Annotated in this window: 13 protein-coding genes and 3 pseudogenes; 10 read left to right on the top strand and 6 right to left on the bottom strand. The window is 57.0% G+C overall.

The window, feature by feature from the left end:
• Together C2R22_RS21925 and C2R22_RS21920 are read left to right on the top strand one after the other, a co-directional pair.
• Window positions 1-735 carry a universal stress protein gene (locus C2R22_RS21925; protein WP_103427908.1) on the top strand — a complete coding sequence of 245 codons (735 nt, stop codon included), beginning with the start codon at window positions 1-3 and terminating at the stop codon, window positions 733-735.
• A gap of 555 nt (window positions 736-1290) precedes the next feature.
• A pseudogene (locus tag C2R22_RS21920) lies at window positions 1291-1560 on the top strand (TrkA C-terminal domain-containing protein); the annotation flags it as partial.
• A 131-nt stretch (window positions 1561-1691) separates the two neighbouring features.
• Here C2R22_RS21920 and C2R22_RS21915 read toward each other — a convergent pair.
• Window positions 1692-2699 carry an arsenic resistance protein gene (locus tag C2R22_RS21915; protein ID WP_103427907.1) on the bottom strand — a complete coding sequence of 336 codons (1008 nt, stop codon included), beginning with the start codon at window positions 2697-2699 and terminating at the stop codon, window positions 1692-1694.
• A 210-nt stretch (window positions 2700-2909) separates the two neighbouring features.
• Here C2R22_RS21915 and C2R22_RS21910 point away from each other — a divergent pair.
• Window positions 2910-3298, top strand: a pseudogene (locus tag C2R22_RS21910) (DUF955 domain-containing protein); the annotation flags it as partial.
• 93 nt (window positions 3299-3391) lie between these two features.
• Here C2R22_RS21910 and C2R22_RS21905 read toward each other — a convergent pair.
• Entirely contained in the window at window positions 3392-3880 is a 489-nt protein-coding gene (locus C2R22_RS21905) for a helix-turn-helix domain-containing protein (protein WP_058365185.1), read from the bottom strand.
• A 115-nt stretch (window positions 3881-3995) separates the two neighbouring features.
• Here C2R22_RS21905 and C2R22_RS21900 point away from each other — a divergent pair, with 115 nt between their 5' ends.
• Together C2R22_RS21900 and C2R22_RS21895 are read left to right on the top strand one after the other, a co-directional pair.
• Window positions 3996-4796, top strand: a complete 801-nt coding sequence (locus tag C2R22_RS21900; RefSeq protein ID WP_103427906.1) for a hypothetical protein — start codon at window positions 3996-3998, stop codon at window positions 4794-4796.
• 104 nt (window positions 4797-4900) lie between these two features.
• Window positions 4901-5314, top strand: a complete 414-nt coding sequence (locus C2R22_RS21895; protein WP_103427905.1) for a helix-turn-helix domain-containing protein — start codon at window positions 4901-4903, stop codon at window positions 5312-5314.
• A gap of 33 nt (window positions 5315-5347) precedes the next feature.
• Here the strand turns inward: C2R22_RS21895 and C2R22_RS21890 are convergent.
• A pseudogene (locus C2R22_RS21890) lies at window positions 5348-5767 on the bottom strand (transcriptional regulator TrmB); the annotation flags it as partial.
• A 463-nt stretch (window positions 5768-6230) separates the two neighbouring features.
• Here C2R22_RS21890 and C2R22_RS21885 point away from each other — a divergent pair.
• The 3 genes from C2R22_RS21885 to C2R22_RS21875 are packed head-to-tail and all read left to right on the top strand — an operon-like array spanning window position 6231 to window position 8631.
• On the top strand, window positions 6231-6806 hold the full coding sequence (locus C2R22_RS21885; protein ID WP_103427904.1) for a DUF7342 family protein: 576 nt from the start codon (window positions 6231-6233) through the stop codon (window positions 6804-6806).
• The gene (locus tag C2R22_RS21880; protein ID WP_103427903.1) at window positions 6803-7249 is read left to right on the top strand and encodes a hypothetical protein; all 447 of its coding nucleotides are present in this window, start codon (window positions 6803-6805) and stop codon (window positions 7247-7249) included. The genes C2R22_RS21885 and C2R22_RS21880 overlap by 4 nt, the downstream gene beginning before the upstream one ends.
• A gap of 53 nt (window positions 7250-7302) precedes the next feature.
• Window positions 7303-8631, top strand: a complete 1329-nt coding sequence (locus C2R22_RS21875) for an amidase (protein ID WP_103427959.1) — start codon at window positions 7303-7305, stop codon at window positions 8629-8631.
• A gap of 442 nt (window positions 8632-9073) precedes the next feature.
• Here the strand turns inward: C2R22_RS21875 and C2R22_RS21870 are convergent, their stop codons facing one another.
• From C2R22_RS21870 to C2R22_RS27225, 3 genes are all read right to left on the bottom strand, one after another.
• Window positions 9074-9505 (bottom strand): hypothetical protein, encoded by a 432-nt coding sequence (locus tag C2R22_RS21870; RefSeq protein ID WP_103427958.1) that lies wholly within the window; start codon window positions 9503-9505, stop codon window positions 9074-9076.
• 14 nt (window positions 9506-9519) lie between these two features.
• Window positions 9520-10431, bottom strand: a complete 912-nt coding sequence (locus tag C2R22_RS21865; RefSeq protein ID WP_103427902.1) for a ParA family protein — start codon at window positions 10429-10431, stop codon at window positions 9520-9522.
• A gap of 451 nt (window positions 10432-10882) precedes the next feature.
• Window positions 10883-12190, bottom strand: coding sequence for a tyrosine-type recombinase/integrase (locus tag C2R22_RS27225; RefSeq protein ID WP_103427901.1), 1308 nt, complete (start codon window positions 12188-12190; stop codon window positions 10883-10885).
• 352 nt (window positions 12191-12542) lie between these two features.
• Between C2R22_RS27225 and C2R22_RS21855 the strand changes: the two genes are divergently transcribed.
• Both C2R22_RS21855 and C2R22_RS21850 read left to right on the top strand, forming a co-directional pair.
• Window positions 12543-15131 (top strand): PD-(D/E)XK nuclease family protein, encoded by a 2589-nt coding sequence (locus C2R22_RS21855; RefSeq protein WP_173862844.1) that lies wholly within the window; start codon window positions 12543-12545, stop codon window positions 15129-15131.
• Complete coding sequence (locus C2R22_RS21850; protein WP_103427899.1) at window positions 15128-17977, top strand: UvrD-helicase domain-containing protein; 2850 nt, start codon at window positions 15128-15130, stop codon at window positions 17975-17977. Before C2R22_RS21855 ends, C2R22_RS21850 begins: the two co-directional genes overlap by 4 nt.
• Window positions 17978-18028: the final 51 nt, after the last annotated feature.

Here is an 18028-nt window from a genome sequence, read left to right as displayed (position 1 = left end):
ATGACGGATCGCCCATCGATACTCGTTCCGCTTCGCGTGCTCGAAGGAGAGTCGGTCCCCGAGGGCGTTCCTGAGCTCTTGGCAAACGCCCACGTCGTCCTCCTGGGGTATCACGTCATCCCGGAGCAGACGGCACCAGGACAGGCACAGATGCAGTTCGAGGAGCGCGCCACGACCCGTCTCGACGACTACGAGACGATCTTCGAGGAGGCGGGCGCGACTGTCGAACGGCGGCTCGTCTTCACGCACGACGGACAGAAGACGATCGACCGCACGATTCACGAACACGACTGCCTGGCTGTGCTCGTCCCGGACGCCACCGGGGCGGTCGACGATGTACTCGTTGCCGTCCGCGGGACCGTGGGGATCGACCGTCTCGCCCGCGTCGTCGCCGGCGTGTTCGGGGCGGTGGACACCTCGGTAACGCTGTATCACGTTGCCGAAGCAGACGAAACGGACGAGGACATTGGGACACTGCTCGAGGGGATGGTGGATCGGCTGGGCAATCTCGGTGTCGACGAGTCAAGGATCGAAACACGCGTCGAGCGAGATCAGAGGCCCCTCGATGCGATCGTCGACGCAGCAGAGGCGTTCGATGCCGTCGTGATGGGTGAAACGGACCCGTCACTCGTGACGTTCGTGTTCGGGATGCCGGCCGACCAGGTTGCAGACCGGTTCCTCGGGCCCGTGCTCGTCGTCCAACGGGAACTCGCACTAAACGAGGAAGACGAGTAGGATGACCAGTTCTGAGAAAGTTGCCTTCAGCACCATTGGCTTCGATGAGACAGTTAGTTGACTGGTCAGAGAGACTGTTCCGTTCAATACTTACAGAAGATTGAGAACGAAATCGAGAGACTGCGGAAGGGTAAACCGGAGAGCCGCTCCCCAGAACCCAGCCCAATATAGCTCATCAAGAGTTTCTAGAACGCCTGCGGCCCGGGCGGTTTTGGAAAGAGGCGGTTTCATATCACACCTCTCGCTATTGCTGGTACATCTCAGGATCTGACTAGTGTGATTTGAACCGCTCGAATGACAATAATTCCTCAGTAGATAGGAGATACCCGGCTCATAGAGTCGTCGAGACATCACCCATACCGGAATTAGTGGTTCGCGGGTGTACTCAACATTGGTTCCTACGCGAATCGCTTCTGAGACTATCGACCGTCTTGTATTGCTGGGTAATATTGGGACACGTCTTTCAATAAAACGAGACATGCTGTGAACGTTGCGAGCCTTGGAGAGTGAGGTAACACAAATAAGGAATGTCCGTATATGTCTGAAGCATCGACACAGCGGCCTGCGCTGTCGGAATGGATGACCGAGCTCGGTCGAAGCGGCGACGTCCAAGAGATCGAAGTGACGGCGGATACCCTGATCGGGAAATCGATTCGAGAACTCGATGAGTACCTCCCCGATGGGGTATTGATCGCACTCGTCAGCCGTGACGGAGAGTCACAGATCCCCGACCCAGACCTGACGCTTCAGCATGGAGATCACCTCACGTTCGTCGGGAGACGAGACGCCGTCCACGACGCAATTGAACAGTGCCATCCTCAGTGAGAGTTTTTTGACATCAAGATCTGGCGGAGTGGTCTTCCCTTACCGAATCCCTCGATAGAGGACGCACGTGACGAACGCCACGAACTCCGGTAATCACGGCTCGTACCCAGCAGTGCGGTCTTGAGTACAATTCAGTCGCTTCGTCTAACCTCAAGAGCAAGGAGTTGATCGGGAGCCTCCGGAACCAACCACGCGGGGACGATTCGTGTGAGCACGACCATCCCCGTCAGTTCGACGAGCGTCTGGGTGACTACGACCGCCGGGGCAAGCTCGTAGCCCGACGGCAGTGCGAGCGCCAGCGGAAGGACGACCAGCGAGTTCCGCGTGACGGAGGTGAACACGAGCGCCCGACTCTCACCAGTCTCCATCCCGAGCACTCCCGCCACCAGACGACCGAGCAGCGGCATAATGACCAGAAACGCCACGTAGACCGGAACGATCGGGGCAATCTGTGTGATCGAATCCTGGACGCGCGGTAGTTGGGATGCGATGACGACGAACAGCGTCGTCCCCATCATCGGGACCGGCAACCATCCCATCGTGTCCTGCCAGCGAGCGCCGCGCTCGGAGCGTTCCGCCCAGTATTCAGTCGCCCATGCGAGCGTCAACGGGAGCGCGATGATGATGACGAATGCCTCGATGAACGGCCCGGCTTCGATGAACTCAGCGACCTGCTGACCCATGAACAGCCAGAGGTACAGCGGAAGCAGTAGGAGTTGAATCAACATCAGCGCCGGCGTCGCAGCCGTAATCTGCTCTGCATCACCGCCCGCGAGTTCCGTGAACGTGATGACGTAGTCGATACACGGCGTCAACAACACTATGAACACCCCCACGAGGATGACTGGCTCCTGCGGGAGGAACCGCGTGAGCCCGAACACGACGACCGGGACGACGAGGAAGTTCAGCCCGAGTGCCGCCGCCATGAACCGGCCGTTCCGGAAGGCCCGCCGAATCCGGACGAACGGAATCTCGAGGAACGTGACGTATAACAGCACCGCGAGGACGGGGTTGATGAGCGGTTCCAGCACCGAGCTCGCGCTCGGGAGCCCCAGCCCGACCCCAATCGCGAGGAGGACGGCGACCGCGTAGATCGCGACCTGATTGTGCTGAATCCACTGTTTCGAGAGTGTAGTCATAGATGAGTGGAACGGGAACCAGTAGCGACGGTGAGCAATCCAAGTCGCCTCTTTTTTGTAGAGATGGTGGTAGCAGGCGTAAGTTCCCATCGGTGACCGACCAGAGCGGCTAGACCCGTCAGTTACAGTGTGGGGTGTTTTTGTACGCCCCTGAGAGGTGCGGCGCATTCCGAAGTGGCCGGAATCGCCGTGAATTCGTTTCGACGAACAATGTCTACGACCAGCGACTCGTCGGTCTCCTTCGACGAGACCGACACGCGATCCGACGAGATGAACAGCACCCTCGAACAGTGGGTCGACGACCTCGTCGCCGGCGCCGACGACGCGCAGGCCAGCGAGGAGTTCTAGGAGTGGCTCGATGTCCAGAGTCGTTTCCACGACTATTCGCACCGAAACACGCTCTGATCAAGCGCCAGTGTCCCGAGGCGTCCCGCGTGGCAGGTTATCCGACATGGCAAGAAGACTTTGACCGGCACGTCCAGGAGGGAGAAAGCGCGATCTGGATCTGGGCACCGATCATCACGAAACAGTGCTCGGAGTGCGAGAACTCACCGAGCTACCACGAGAACAGTGACTGTGACCACGACCACGGCTTCCCTCCCCGTAGCATAGCGATTGAGCTACTCCACAGGACGGTTCGAAATCAACGATCCTTCAGGTTTGAGTGTTGAAAGCGGTGGTTCGCCGACGAACTATCGGGTTGTCCCACCATCGACGGTGCCGAGATCGGGCTCGTCAAACTCGAGGGCTTGCGCGACAGCATCCGGAATCTCCGGCCGAGGCGCCGATTCGTGGCGCTCGATTTTCTCGGTCTTCCGCGTGTTCTCGTAGAGGGCGCGTGCGACCGGGAGGCCACGGAGATACTTGTAGTCGTGGAGGATCTCGACGCCCCGCTCCGTGAACCCGTAGAACTGGGAAGGGAGATCACGTTTTCCCTCACTTGGTTCGTACGTGTAGCGTGCGAGGAGCCCGGCGTCGATCAACGTCTCCAGCTGATCTTTGATAGCTGCTTGGCTCTTCCCAGTCATGTACTCGAGTTCGGCGAGCGACATCAGATGTGCGGGGTGGCCCAACAGCTCTTGGATGATGAGATGGCGCGTATCCTGGGACAGCAGCTTGAACAGCCGCTGTTGTTCCGCGAACGGCCCTGCATCGGCCGCGCCAGTGTCGGTTTCGCTCATATGTGATGGTACGGGGTAGGGCGCTATAACAGTTAGGGTCATCCAAGTTGGTTAAATCAGAAAAAACCAAAGTGATTCAGAAAGGATAAGGAGGTGTGGTTTGAATCGGCAGTTAATGACCGACCCAAGCCCTCCGCCGGACGCTGGGGACATTATGACCGTTGTTCACGAGGCCGTCGGGGGCATCGAACTTGAGCCTGCAGAGAAACGAGAGATTTGGCGGTTCACACAGCGCGAATTGCCGTACCTCTGGAGTCAGCGGACATCGTATTTTATCCTGGGGAGCTATCGCGACCCCTATCTCCGCCGGCTCCGCGCCGTCCAGAACGAACTCACGAAGCAGCTCGGTGCCTATCCGTTCATCATGGGTGATCTCCTCGAACTCCCCACTGACCGGCTCAATACGTTCGATATTATGTTTTCGTTGCTCGCGACCTACAGCGACTACATCGTCGGGGTATTCGAGAAGGAGAGTGGTGGGGAGGCTCCTGAATTGGGCGAGATCGATGACCCGCCATATTTCGACAAGTCGTACGTGTTCCCGCGCGATTACGCGTGGGTGACTGACGAGAACCTTGACTCGAAACAGCACGTCATTCAGGCCGCTCTCGAGATTGCGTTCGCAGACGATTTGTCGGAGGATGAAGTCCAATCAAAGGTTGATTCGCTTGTTGATCGCGCACGAGAGAGCGGGTTTGGCATCGACGAACAGGAGGTTTGGGATGTGATCGACGAGCGGCTAAATAAGGGAGCAGAGCCAGCGACGTACAGCTGGGTCCATCTCAACAAGTTCCGCAAATTCGAACTCCACAATCGGTGCTTCCCGTGGACGACAGAGGAGGAACTCCGCACTGTGGTTGGCGACCTCCCGTCCCCAACACCACGTCCGGAGTGGGAATCAAGTGGGGAACGGTGAACGAGCCTGCCCCCCTCGCCCGGCTACACACCCATCAGAATGAGTCGATTTGGTAGTTTACTCTCAAGTAAACTACTTTACTACGCCCGGTTGAACACATCGTTATGAACGCTGGTTCGAGTGTCGGCGACGACACGACATCCCGCGAACTCGTCCACTTCGTTACCCAACAGACGCGGTTCGCGCTGATCAACAACATCCTCCAGCATCCCGAGCAGCTCCCCTCAATGTACGATCTCGAGGAGCTCAACCCCAGCGTGAGCGACGCTACTGTCTACAAACACATCCAGAAGCTGATCGACGCAGGTATCGTCAAAGAGGTCGCCCTCGATGACGATCAGCGACGGCAGGGCTACCCCTGGAAGTTCTACGGTCTCACAGAGGAGGGCCGAACCTTCCTCGACGAGCACAATCTGCTCGCCGCGGAGGAGACGCTCCAACAAATCTACGACACTATCGCTGACAAGCCCGAGAAGATGGTCAAGTACGAGAACGCCCCCCGCCCGGACGGCGCGTAACTCCTGCAGAATCGGCTCCGTGTCAGCACTTGATCACTGTTCGATTTCGTAGTCAGCCGCCAGCCTCTGGAACTCGGACCAGTCGGGGAGCCGGTCGTCGTCGACCTCGCCGTGCGTCTCGAGGTAGCGGAGCAGAGCGTCGATTTCGTCTTCGAGGCCATACTTCGCCGCCTGCTCTCGGAGGCCGTCCTCGTCGACGTCGACGTGGCTGAGCAGGAGGAGACAGTACGAGCGGTGGCGGCTGCCGTCGTCGACGAGCAGCGTGTGACAGCACAGCTCCGTCGGCGAGACTACGTCGAGTTCCTCGGAGAAGAGGTAGAAGCGGTGGCCCGTGAGCAGGAACTGGAGGTCGAACACAACAAACCGAGCGAGGCCGGTTTCGTGGAACCCCTCCACGTCGATCTCCGTCTCGGTCTGCGCGAGAAATTCGTCGTAGTTCTCCCAGAGAATCGTGCATCAGTGAATTCGGTGCCCACCGGAGTATCATCGAGTACCTTCCTGACTCTGGCGAAGAGTTCGCTGCGATGTAAGGTGGTGAAAATTCTGTATCCTGCTTCAACCGACCTGTATCCGAAAGTGACAGGAATCCTAAAATTGTGCCGAAGGAGTTCAGTCTGACGACATACGGGATTTTGCGAGTCTGGTTACACTGGAGGAAAGAATTCACGGGAAACAGTCTGATGTAATCTTAACCAACAAATCTATGCTGTTGACTCTCTTGTCTTTTCGGGAGAACTGTAACTTCCCCTCTCTCGACGAGTGTGATAATGGTCTATTCCGGGTGTTCCCAACGTCGATGTCTTGTTGTAACCTGAAAAGACCAATATGTGTTGGTTAATACATTCTCCTTCCAAATCATGTGGACGGAATAATCCGTGCTAGAAAGACTTATTCCTGCTAATTACGTAGTGTGAGTATGGAAGAACCGCGCTCTGAACTACAGGCTGATGCCGAAGAGCGAACTACATCACCAGATTTCGATGCTCTGACCTCACCAGAGGAACTGGTTCGTGGGGAGCGGACGCGAGATGACTTTTTTGACGCTGTGCTTGGGCTCAGCAATCCAGCGACCGCCAGCGAAGTTGCTGACCTCGCAGGCCACGGCGTCGACGCTGCGAGAGAGTATCTTGAGTGGTTCGAACAGATGGGTATCGTGAAACAGGTTACTGAGTCGCCGGCCACGTACGAGCGTAACCAATCATATCTCAACTGGCGGCGGGTCCAGATGCTCCAAGACGAGTATTCGACAGCGGAAATCCTTGAGCTCTTGAAAGCTGAGGCAGCACGAGTAGATGATTTGGCCGAGGAGTTCGATGTCGCGTCGCCGGAAGCGGTCTCTATTTCAAAGCACGCATCGGCTACTGACCAATCGATAGAGGATGTTTGGGTGGCTGTTTCTGCGTGGAAGACGGCTCGCCGACGGGTTGACCTTCTCGAACGGGCATTAGCAACCGAGTCGGGTGACGCCGCTGATCAGCGAACGGCGGTATGACAGGGCAGGATGCGAGTAGTGAATCTAACTCGGTCTCCAGTGCCCCAATTGATTTTGACCGCTTGGATCTAATCCGAGATAGATTTGCTACTGACGAGCGGTTTACTCAGATAGTCGACCAACCTGAATTCGCCTCTGAACGGCTGGTCTGTGTGTACGATACACGATTCTACCCATCGAGTGTTCAAAATGCTCGGGTAGAGATTGTCTGGTTCGAGAACGGCGACTTCTCGCTACACTACTACGAGAATCACGTAGAGGGAACGTTCGATCATCGATGGGACCGCCATCCATCAGACCACAACGCTCGTGACCACATCCATCCCGGCCCGGATGCACCGACACCCGGAGATGATTCATCACATCCCAGTGATTGGCGTGATGTCCTCTCGATGGCTCTTGCCGAGATTGAAGCCAGGCAGCGTGCATTCTGGGACGGTTGATCCTACACGTCTTGTACACACGGGCCAATCCACGTGTGGCGCAAGACCAGTCGATGATCCACTCAAACCACTTAGCAGAAACAGTCGCAAAGTTTCACCGAGGCTCTCCCACCGTTCAAGAGTATTTAGCGGAGCTTCAAATGCGAGCAGAAACCGTCGAACCTGAGGTTAAGTCGCTGCTTCCCGAGCCCAACCGGTGGTCTCGTCTGGTGTCCGCTGCCGAGGAGTCGGAAGCGCAACAGACACGAACGTCGACTCACAAACCGTTGTTCGGCGTTCCAGTGGGGGTGAAAGACATTATTCACGCCAACGGCTTCGAGACCAAGGCTGGTTCATCTCTCCCACCAGCGCAGTTGACCGGAGCCGAAGCGACGGTGGTAAGACAGCTCAAAGACGCTGGTGCACTCGTCTTGGGGAAGACCGTGACGACCGAGTTCGCGTACTCGGAGCCCGGTCCCACTCGGAACCCCCACAACACGGACCACACACCGGGGGGCTCAAGCAGCGGGTCAGCCGCCGCGGTAGCCACTGGGATCTGTCCGCTCGCCCTTGGAACGCAAACGATTGGCTCAATAATCAGACCCGCATCGTTCTGTGGTGTCGTCGGCTTCAAACCGAGCTATGGTCGGGTTTCCGCTGATGGCGTCATCCCACTTTCGCGATCGGTCGACCACGTTGGATTCTTCACGCAAGACGTAGAGGGGGCCAACATCGCTGCTGGTGTGCTTTGCAAAGACTGGCAGACGATTCCAGATGGTACAGAGCGCCCGACTCTCGGGGTTCCCACGGGACCGTATCTCCAGCAGGCCAGTACAGAAGGACTCGAACACTTCCGGGCGCAGTGTCGCCGACTGGAGAACGCCGGATACGAGATAACAGAAGTACCGGTGTTGACTGACATCGAGACGCTCAACGAGTATCACGAACGACTCGTTGCTGCTGACGCCGCACTGGCGCACCACGAGTGGTATCAAGAGTACAGTGAATCGTACGCCGAGCGAACCGCTGAGCTCATCGAAGAGGGATATAGCGTTCCGGCCTGTGAAATCGCGGTCGGTCGAACCAGTCGCGTGGAGACTCGCCACAATCTGACGGAGGTGATGGACGACTCCGATGTTGACATCTGGATTGCGCCTGCTGCCTGTGGTCCCGCACCCGAGGGAATCGATTCCACGGGCGACCCCGTGATGAACCTCCCGTGGACACATGCAGGCCTCCCAACACTCGGCTTGCCGACGGGTGACACGATTGGCGAGTTACCCATGGGTGTACAGTGCATAACCCGTTATAACACAGGCGAACATCTACTGAACTGGGGACACGACTTGGCTCAGGCGCTTCAATCTCCCCCCTCGAGCAGAGATGATTCTCGAATTAAATAACCAACTGTGGGAAAAACGTCCGATTCGTGCTTTTTCTAGCAGACCGTTCGTTTCGGGACACCGATTAGAGCGTGTATCCAGTTAGATCGATTGGCGACGTACAGTTTCGATGAAACACACGGCCGTACTTTTCGCTATGCGTTCCCGGAGCCAAGCCGTCTTCCTTGGTCAAGAACAGTTCTCTGAGGATGCGCTGCTCAGATGATCCACTCCGTGGCGTTGGATTTTTCGCAACCATCTTAGATATCCATCAGTAATAGCGCTTGATACTGGGTGCTAAAGTCCAAAATACCGGATGTCGTGAACGTCCGATGACTTCCCTCTTGATCGATTCGTGCTTCTAATTTGTTATGGTACTATAAACTCGCTACTTTCGAATTTTTCACCAAAGCTAATTCGGCGTATAGTACAACCGATGTACAGAATCTAGTAAATCAGTGATTCACTGATCAGCGTCTTGCTTTGCGAGTTCGCGAATCTTTTCTTTCGTTTCCTCTCGGTACTCGCCGAACGCCACCTCGAAGACGCCGCGGTAGAAGTGTTTGTTTTTCTCCAGCGTGATGTCCTCGCGTTTCAACTGTTTCTTCAGGCGAGTAAACGTGATTTCGATGTCCTCACTCTGTTCCGGTTCCACGTATATCGTGGCTGAATCCCAATCCTCGCGGATGTTCAGCGGTTCGCTGTCTGACTTTCCTGGACTACTCGCAGACGATTCAGTGGCCGTCGTGGACGTCGCGCTTTGCTGATTCGACGGCTGCTCAGATCCAGTATCGCGACCTTCCGCTTCTGATTCAGTCGACGTCTCCGTGATATCCTCGGTGCTAGCGTCATCGCTCTCCTCTTCATCGGAAGGGTCCTCGAACCGCTCGTCCATTCCCCGGGGCATGTTTACACCTCCACCTGTGTCTTGTCGAAGGCCCGTTCCATCGTCTCTGCAATCTCGAGGAAGACATCACGCTCCACCTGTTGGTCGTTCGGGTCCTCCCACTCGAAGATGTCTCGTCCGTTGTCCCACGCGCGTTGAATCGCTACTCGCATCGGGAGTTTGAAAATCGGCGCCATCGACGCGAAGGACTCGTCGAAGGCGTTGAGGAACTTCTGTGACTGGCCGTCGTCCCGGTACATATTTGCTAGGAGTCCCACGATCGCAATCTCGATCTGCTGGTTGTCTTCGATGGACTCCAGCTGGTCCCACAGGTCGTCAAGCGCATCCCGCGACGTCGCCTGGGTCTGTGCAGCCAGGAAGACGTTCTGGGCCGCGATGAACGCCGCATCCGTCAGAACAGAGAGGTCCGGTGGGCAGTCGATCAGAATAAAATCGTAGTCATGTCCGTCGTCAACCATCTCATCAAGAGCGAGTTTCAACGAGAGCCGAGCGCTTGCATCGTCCATCCAGTCTCGTGCGAGGCCCATATCCTTGTGACTGGGTATCAGGTCGAAGTTCAGATGGTCGTACTCATCGGCCTCAATCACAATCTCCGAAAGCCTGGTATCGTGCGTCCGCGGATTGTTGACGAGAACGTCGAGGAGGTTCGCGTCGTCGGTGACCAGTACGTTTGGAAGATCGTTCTTCGGGCTTGACGAATCGTTGTTGTCGCCTGGACCCAGCCCGAGTCCTTTCGTTAGGTCTGCTTGGGGATCAATATCGATCGCCAGCACACCGTGGCCGCGAGTGGCGAGCGCTGCTGCGCTGTTGATTGTCGCTGTCGTCTTCCCGGTCCCGCCTTTCTGATTGCCGAAGGCGATCGTGGGGATGCCAGTCGATGACGTGACGCCCCATCCACGAGGTGGCTCGGTCATAACTCGATCATTGAATCACTGATTCATAAACTTACGTCAGACGCTCAGTTGCGTTTCTCTCGATCCCAAACATACTGAATTCGGGCAGTTAGCGGACTGTGTCTACATTTCGATACTTATTAAATTCTGTCTTTGACTCCCTGACTCATGGATTCATTGAATCTATAAATCACTATTTCACTGATTCATTGGTTCAATTATTCATTGACCGTAGTGCGAGTTCCTGAGTCCTCATTTCAATGCTTCAATTGCTCACTGATTCAGTGACTCATGGATTCATGAACTCATAGATTCAGTGTTTTTCTCGTCTTCACGTTTCCACTGATTCCCTGACTCATGCAATCTCGGATTCTTCACTTCCAGCACTCAGTTCTTCATGGAATCTATGATTCACTGATTCAATGATTCAATCCCTACCAGGGAAAGACAACTGGAGAGACGGCGGTTGATGCTACGACCTCTCTCCGAAGGCTTCGTCCAGCTGTTCTCGCATGAACTCACGTCGGACTCGACGAGAACGCGAGTCAGAGAGGTAATTTTGCATCACCACCCGAGGATCGCTACTACCCTGCTCTGCCGCGATCTCGTCGACGCCTTCGAGCACGCCCTCGAGGACTGCGGTATAGGTATCGTACCAGAAGCGCCGACAGAGCTGTGGACTCGGCCGCTCTCCTTCGATTCGGTCTGGTAGACCGGCGTTCGATGCGAGATTCTGGAACCAGTTACGGACTGTATCACGGGTCACGTACGGCGCTTTTCCCTGTGAAGAGGGGAACAGGTATCCAGTCCACGTTTCGTCTTCCGCTAGTTCGTCGATTCGTGAATCAAGAACATCCATTCCGTACAGGAGAGACACCTCACCGGGCCCGTTTTTGCGGCTCTCGAACGTGACGAAGGGGACGTCGTCTTCGGGAACATCACGGTGGAACTGCGAGACGTGGAGTGCTGCGACCTCACTCGCTCGAAGTCCCCAGCCAGCCAACGCCATTACGAGCAACTGTTCTCTCGTCGTCCCCGCTGCCTGCATCAGCTTCCGAATATGACTAGCCGAAAGGGACGGTGTCGGAGAATCTTCGACCTCCCACTTGAATTCGTCGTAGAGGCCGCTCGCAGGGTTCATCGAGGCGGCCCGTCGACCGACCAGATGCTGATACCAAGCGTCGACGACGCGTCGCACACGCTGGAGCGTCTGGGCACTGTACTCGTGTTCGGTTCCCTCGTTCAACCAGTCGAATGCTGCATAGACCGCGTCAACGGCTTCGTAGGCTGGATTCTCTTGGTCTCGTTGAATCGGTGTGAGGAGATCGTCTGTACCGTTCGCCTCTCGGTAGGCACGGACGTAGAGATTCAGTCGCGTTCGGAGGGCGTCGACGGACGACGTCGCAAGACTGTATCGTGATTTCCGTCGGTTCAGGAACTGTTCGAGGGCGTCGATTGTCGCATCATTCGTTGTTGCCCATGAGTAGCCCTCTTCACCGTCGCCAAGCCCGAGGTCCTCGGTCCAGAACTCACCGAACGAACGGTCGTGATGGCGACGGAGAGCCGCGAGGAATGACCGTGCATCGTGATCTCGAAACCATTGATGGGTGGGTTTCTCGCTCGACGGGTCGATATCCTCTGCTTCGAGGCAGGGGGCGACCTCGTCCCAGTACAGGTCCGTGAAGTCCTCGAGCGAACACGAGGTCCATCGGACACCATCGAATGATGGCACCTGCTCAGCATCGGTTTCTCCCTCCTGTTCGGCATCTGATCGACTCATGATAGTGATCTCTGCAGGCTTCGACCGTTCGCAACTGGGCTGTAGAAATTGGCTAGAAGCCCAATCGCGCTGCAGTATGGCGATTCTAAGAGTGGCATATTCGGGTTACTCAGCATTTCAGTCGGATACCTTATCAGTTTGTGGGCTCGGCTGACCGAGAGAGTCTGCTAAACCCACGCTAGTTGAGGCGAGATTATGCACGTTGAGAATAAACCGTATATTGCGATACACATTTTCGGGCGTTCCGTTGGGTCGATAGGCCGGTTTGTTTAAATCATTCTGAGGAGGCTCGAATTCCTGAATTGGGTGTTCCGACGACACATTTTTGAAACCCACCCGAGTCCGATAGTCCGTGTCAATTACACGAGCGAAGTCTCTCGATTCTCTCTACGAGGAATGCAAGGATTTCGACCTTGTGCTCGTGCCGGACGCGCCGATGGCAAGCGCCCTGAACCGGCGTCTCGACCAACCCCACTTCGGGCCGTTCGCGATTCCCCCACGGCGCCTGGCGGCTCGACGGCGAGAGCAGGCCGAGGACCGACTCGCGTTTCTCGAAATCATCGAGACGACCGATCTCAACTGGAAGGAGACGTCCTATGTGGTCGGGAACATCCTCCAGTGCTGGGAGTACCTGGGGACGGCTGAGGCTGTTCTCGACTACGACCAGTTCGCGACGAAGGCAACGCACACCGCTGTCGACTGCATCGCCGAGATGGACACGACGTCCACGCGCCTCACCGAGTACAGCATCGATGCCGACACGTCGGTGGCTGTCGTCGGATTCAAGCAGCTCACCGAACTCGAACGCTCGATCCTTCCTCCAGACTACGAAACGGTCGACCCGTTCACCGAAGAGTCGTTCGACCATCCACCGTTCCGAATTCTCGATTCGCCGGCCGCAATCGTCGACATCGTCCTCGATACGGTTACCCCCGAAAACGCCGAAGGCGTGGCTGTTGTTCTCGATGCAGCTAGTCAGTACTCATCGCTCATCGAGTCGGCGCTGGAAGCCGCAGATATCCCATACTACGGTGGGCCGGGTTTCACCGACGATGCGCGTCACCGAGCGTTCCTGCAGCTGCTTCGAAGTGCGCACACTGGCCGAGATACGCGGGTTGGCGACGTTCGACCACTCCTCACCCAGCTCGGGATGCCCATCGATATCGAGCACGACGAGAAGCGTCTCTTCGACCTCGACCGTTCGGAAGTAGACTGGCTCCACGAGTTCCGTGATGAGATTCGTTCCAGTACGTTCGAGGAGGCCATCGACGCATACGAGGGCGTCACAGACACCACCATCGACGCCTTCAGAGACGAACTCTCGACGCTTGGCCTCCTCGACGAGGCCGTCACCGAACAGGCAGTCGACCGACTCGAATTCTATCTGCAGTCGTACGAAGTCCCCGTGGACCGCGAAAACGAAGGTGTCCTGTTGGCCGATGCGAAATCGGCCGCGCACGTCGACCGCGCCGTCGTGTTTTATTTCGGCCTCGACGAAGGGTGGACGCATTCGTCGCCTCGTCGCCCGTGGGTCGACCGAGGCCAGGAATTCGAGCGGAACATCAGGCAGTTCCAACTCCTCCTGCAGAACGGTGTCGACCAGTACTATCTTGTGCAGGACACCGCCGGTGGGACGCCTGTCACTCCCTGCCTGTATTTCGAAGAGCTGATCGACGAGGAATTCGACCGATTCAGTGACCTGAACTCGCTGCAGCATTCACGAGCATTTCGAACGACGCAGGACGGGTTCGAGAGAGAACCACTCGACGTCTCTCCAGAGGATGTCACCGCACTGAGCCAGTCGAGTCTGAACACCTACGTCAACTCTCCTCGTGATTACTTCTTCAGTCGACTCGTCGACAACCCGGACAAGGAGCACTTCAAAGAAGGGAACCTGTTCCACGACTTCGCAGAGTTCTACGTCTCACATCCGGATGCCATCAGCACAGACACCCTCGACGAGGTCGCCGCAGCCATTCTCGACGAGGTTGACCCATTCCTCCGCGGCGTCGACCGGGAGGTCCGACTCACGAAATACCGTGTCGGTCTCCAGACCATCGTCGAGTTCCTCGATGCAAACCCGCCTCAGGGCGACGGCTTGACGACACCGGACAGTGGCTGGGGGGAGAACTTTTTCGCCGAGTATTACGACCAGCCCATCGATACGTCGCACACCGAACGGTGGTTTGAGAACACCGACCTCGGATTGAAGGGGAAAATCGACCTTGTTCACAGCCCGACTCGACTCCTCGACTACAAGAGTGGCTCAAAGAAGTCGGCATACTCCATTGTCAAGCACTCCTCGCTCGACCCACCGAGCGACAAACCGAACTTCCAGGCATTGCTGTATCTTGCTCACCAGCGTACTGAGCGCCCGGATGAGGAACTTCGATTCACGTTCTTCCACTTCCTCGAAACGCTCGACGATGTGGTAACTGGGGATGGGTCGCTTGAGGACTGCCTCACGACGGTGACGTATTATCCCGTTACGTACGAGGGATACATCGCGAGGCGAGACACCTTCACCGAACTGCAGGAAGACGCCGCGAACGACTGTAACAAGACCTTCTCCAAGGTGGAGTACGAAGAGTACTCGGAGTTCTTGGACGTACACGAGTTCCCGGAGACGAGAGACAAGAGTGAACTCTTGGACTCCATGTTTGCTCGCCTATTGACGGAACAGATGAAGGAGAGCGTTGGCGACTACAAGTACGTGAAGAAGGGCTGTAAGCAGGCCCTGAGACACTTGCTCCGTATTCGTAACCAGAACTATTTCACTGGCGACGTGGACGTATTCGAGCAGTTCGTCCGAGATCGCCTTTCGGAGTTGAACGACCGCCGTGCCGGTGACGAGCGCTTCCCGGTTCTGGGACTCGGCGGCGACCCGAACTATCGGTACGTGGATAACCGAGACTGCATCCTGGAGGGTGGTTCGCGATGACCGAGCCGAACGACCAACAGCAAGACCTCATCGACAGTACACAGGGCATCCACGTCGTCGACGCCGGCGCGGGGACGGGGAAGACGTTCACTGTCACCCGACGATACGCAGAGATCGTCGACAAAGACGACGTCGAGCCGGAGGACGTCCTCCTCGTGACGTTCACCAACAACGCGGCGACGGAGATGCGAGAGCGAATCGTCACCAACTGTGACTACGGGATGCGTGAACTCGCTGACGCGCCGATCCAGACGTTCCACAGCCTCTGTCACGACATCCTCATGGAACACGGATTCGAGGCCCCGACGCTCCTCGGCATCGACGACCGAATTACGGGGTCCACACGCGTCCTCGAAGATGAGAACGTCGAGAAGGCGCAGTTCCGCGAGTTCATCCGTCGATTCAGCGACGACCACCCCGAGTACGATGACTTCTTTCGCGCCGTCAAGGAGCCAGTCGAACTCCTCGGATTGATCAATCAACTCGCGGCGAAAGGCGTCTTCCCGACGGTTGATGGCTGGTACCGGAATGGCGAGCGATACCTGGATGGTGACTTCGAGGCGTTCCGTGAGATCTTCGACGAACTGAATCAGCCCCGGAACGACGGGAACAAGCAGTCCAAGCTTCGCTCGAAACTCGGAGGCTACGGGAACGACAAATGCTACCTCCCAGACGCGCCCGAAGAAGATGAGATCCGTGGCGGATGGGGAGAGAAGCAAATTCCCGCTGCCGTTGCACGACTGGCGTTTGACGAACCGCGAGAGGGCCTCAAGAACTTCGTCCACGACGTCTATCACGAGTATCTGGAGTTCGCGCTCAGTCGAAACTACCTCAACTTCAGCTTTCTTCAACTATTTGCGTTCGTCCTGCTCTGTGACGACCACCGACTCCGCGACGACGTCGCCTTCGAGTACGTGATGATCGACGAGTTCCAGGACTCCAGCGAGATCCAGTTCAAACTCGCACTCCTTCTCGCGGATACGAACAACGTCTGTGTCGTCGGTGACTGGAAACAGAGCATCTACTCGTTCCAGTACGCCGCCGTCGAGAACATCACCGAGTTCGAATCTCGACTGGACCGATTCGTTGACGAACTCAACGAGGACCACGAGCGAGTGTCATGGGCGACACGCCCGATCATCGATATCGAACTCGTCGAGAACTACCGGTCGACGCAGGCCATTCTCGACTTCTCCGAGCACAGCCTGGTCACACCCGCTGCAAGCAAGGACGACGTCGACGAGGCGGCCGTCCGAGACCGCATCGTGTCGCTCTCCTCGAACGCTGCGCACGAGAACTCCCGCATCGAGGCGATTCAACACGAAGACGAACACGAGGCCGTTCTGACCAAGATACAGGAGATCGCCGGGAACGACGCGTATCAAGTCGAAGAGGACGATAAACTTCGTCTGCCGGAATACGGTGACATCGTCGTGCTCACCCGGACTCGTGACTTCGGCCGGGAACTTCTGTCTGTCGCCGAGGAGTACGGGTTGCCGATGGCGTACGAGGGCGGCATCGAGCTGTTTCGGTCTGACCCGGCGAAGCTTCTCTTGGCGTGGCTGCGAATTCTCGAATCCGACGCGGATCGGGGCTGGGCCGTCGTCCTCGAGGAAGCTGGCTACACGCTCGACGAAGTCAAACACGTCCTTGAGAGTAAGGAATACCCCGCCAACATGCAGACGTTCAAGTCGGAGCTTGGAACACTGGAGACGGTCGGTGGGGTTGCCCAGCGCGTGTTCTCCCAGTACGACTACGACGGGGCGTATGCCGACGTGCTACTGACGACGATACAGTCCGTCCACAGCGCGACGACGCTGACACGAGGTGACCTCATCCGGTTCATCGAGCGGGGCATCGAGGACGGAAGCACCCACGAGGTGCACGCGAGCGCCGGGATGAACTCGGTGACGGTCCAGACCATCCACGCAGCCAAGGGACTCGAACACCCCATTGTCGTGCTCGCGAACATGAACTCACACCGCTTCCCACCGTCGGGCGGGAACAGTAACGCGATCACGTTCGACGACCCAATTGGCTTACGCCAGCGGAAACTCTACGCCGACGACCACGGGTATCCCCACATTCACGACAACTGGCGGAGTGACGTCCTTCGGAAGTGCCTGCCGCGTGGATACGACGAGGAGCGACGCTTGCTCTACGTCGCGATGACACGGGCTGAGAGCCACCTCGTGTTCACGGCAGGCGAGAGCCCGAACACGTTCATCGAGAAGCTTCCAGTCGACATCGAGGAACTGGAACCTGATGTTGAGGAAGACGATATCAGCGAAACGACGCAGGCGCACTTGCAGATTGCTGTGCCGACGCCGGACGGCCCGGTCGGACACTCGCCGCACACGCTCATGCGCGACGATGTGTTCGAGGACGTCGACGACGGGAGAGGAACCGCGTTCGGAACACAGACCCACGAGTTCGCTGAGCGATACGTGTTGGAGGGAGACGTCGAGCCCTCGAACGACGACGAACGGCACATCAAGTCGTTCCTGAACTCTCTCGATGGAGAACTACGAGTCGAGGAGGGTGCGTATCTCCCGCTCACTGTCGATGGCGAGCAGGTCACCATCTCGGGAATCGTCGACCTCGTTCACATTCGTCCCGATACTGTCGAAATAATCGACTTCAAGACCGACCTCGGACGGCACGCCGAGGACGAGTATCGGAAGCAACTCAGCGTGTACTATCACGTGTTGGCCGAATGGTTCCCTAACCGGGACGTGACTGCAGGAATCCTCTACACGGCGCAGGGGTACCGTGTCGACGTAGATCCGCTCTCGATGCCAGAGTTAGTTGAGATTGTAGACGGGGCAATGAATCCTCAGGAATAGACCCGAACAAATTGACCAACTGGCTATACCGGGGCTTACAGATTGTGCGCT

Source organism: Salinigranum rubrum (assembly GCF_002906575.1).
Classification (GTDB): domain Archaea; phylum Halobacteriota; class Halobacteria; order Halobacteriales; family Haloferacaceae; genus Salinigranum; species Salinigranum rubrum.
Note: the sequence above shows the minus strand (reverse complement) of the source record. Positions and strands in the feature narration are given on the sequence as shown.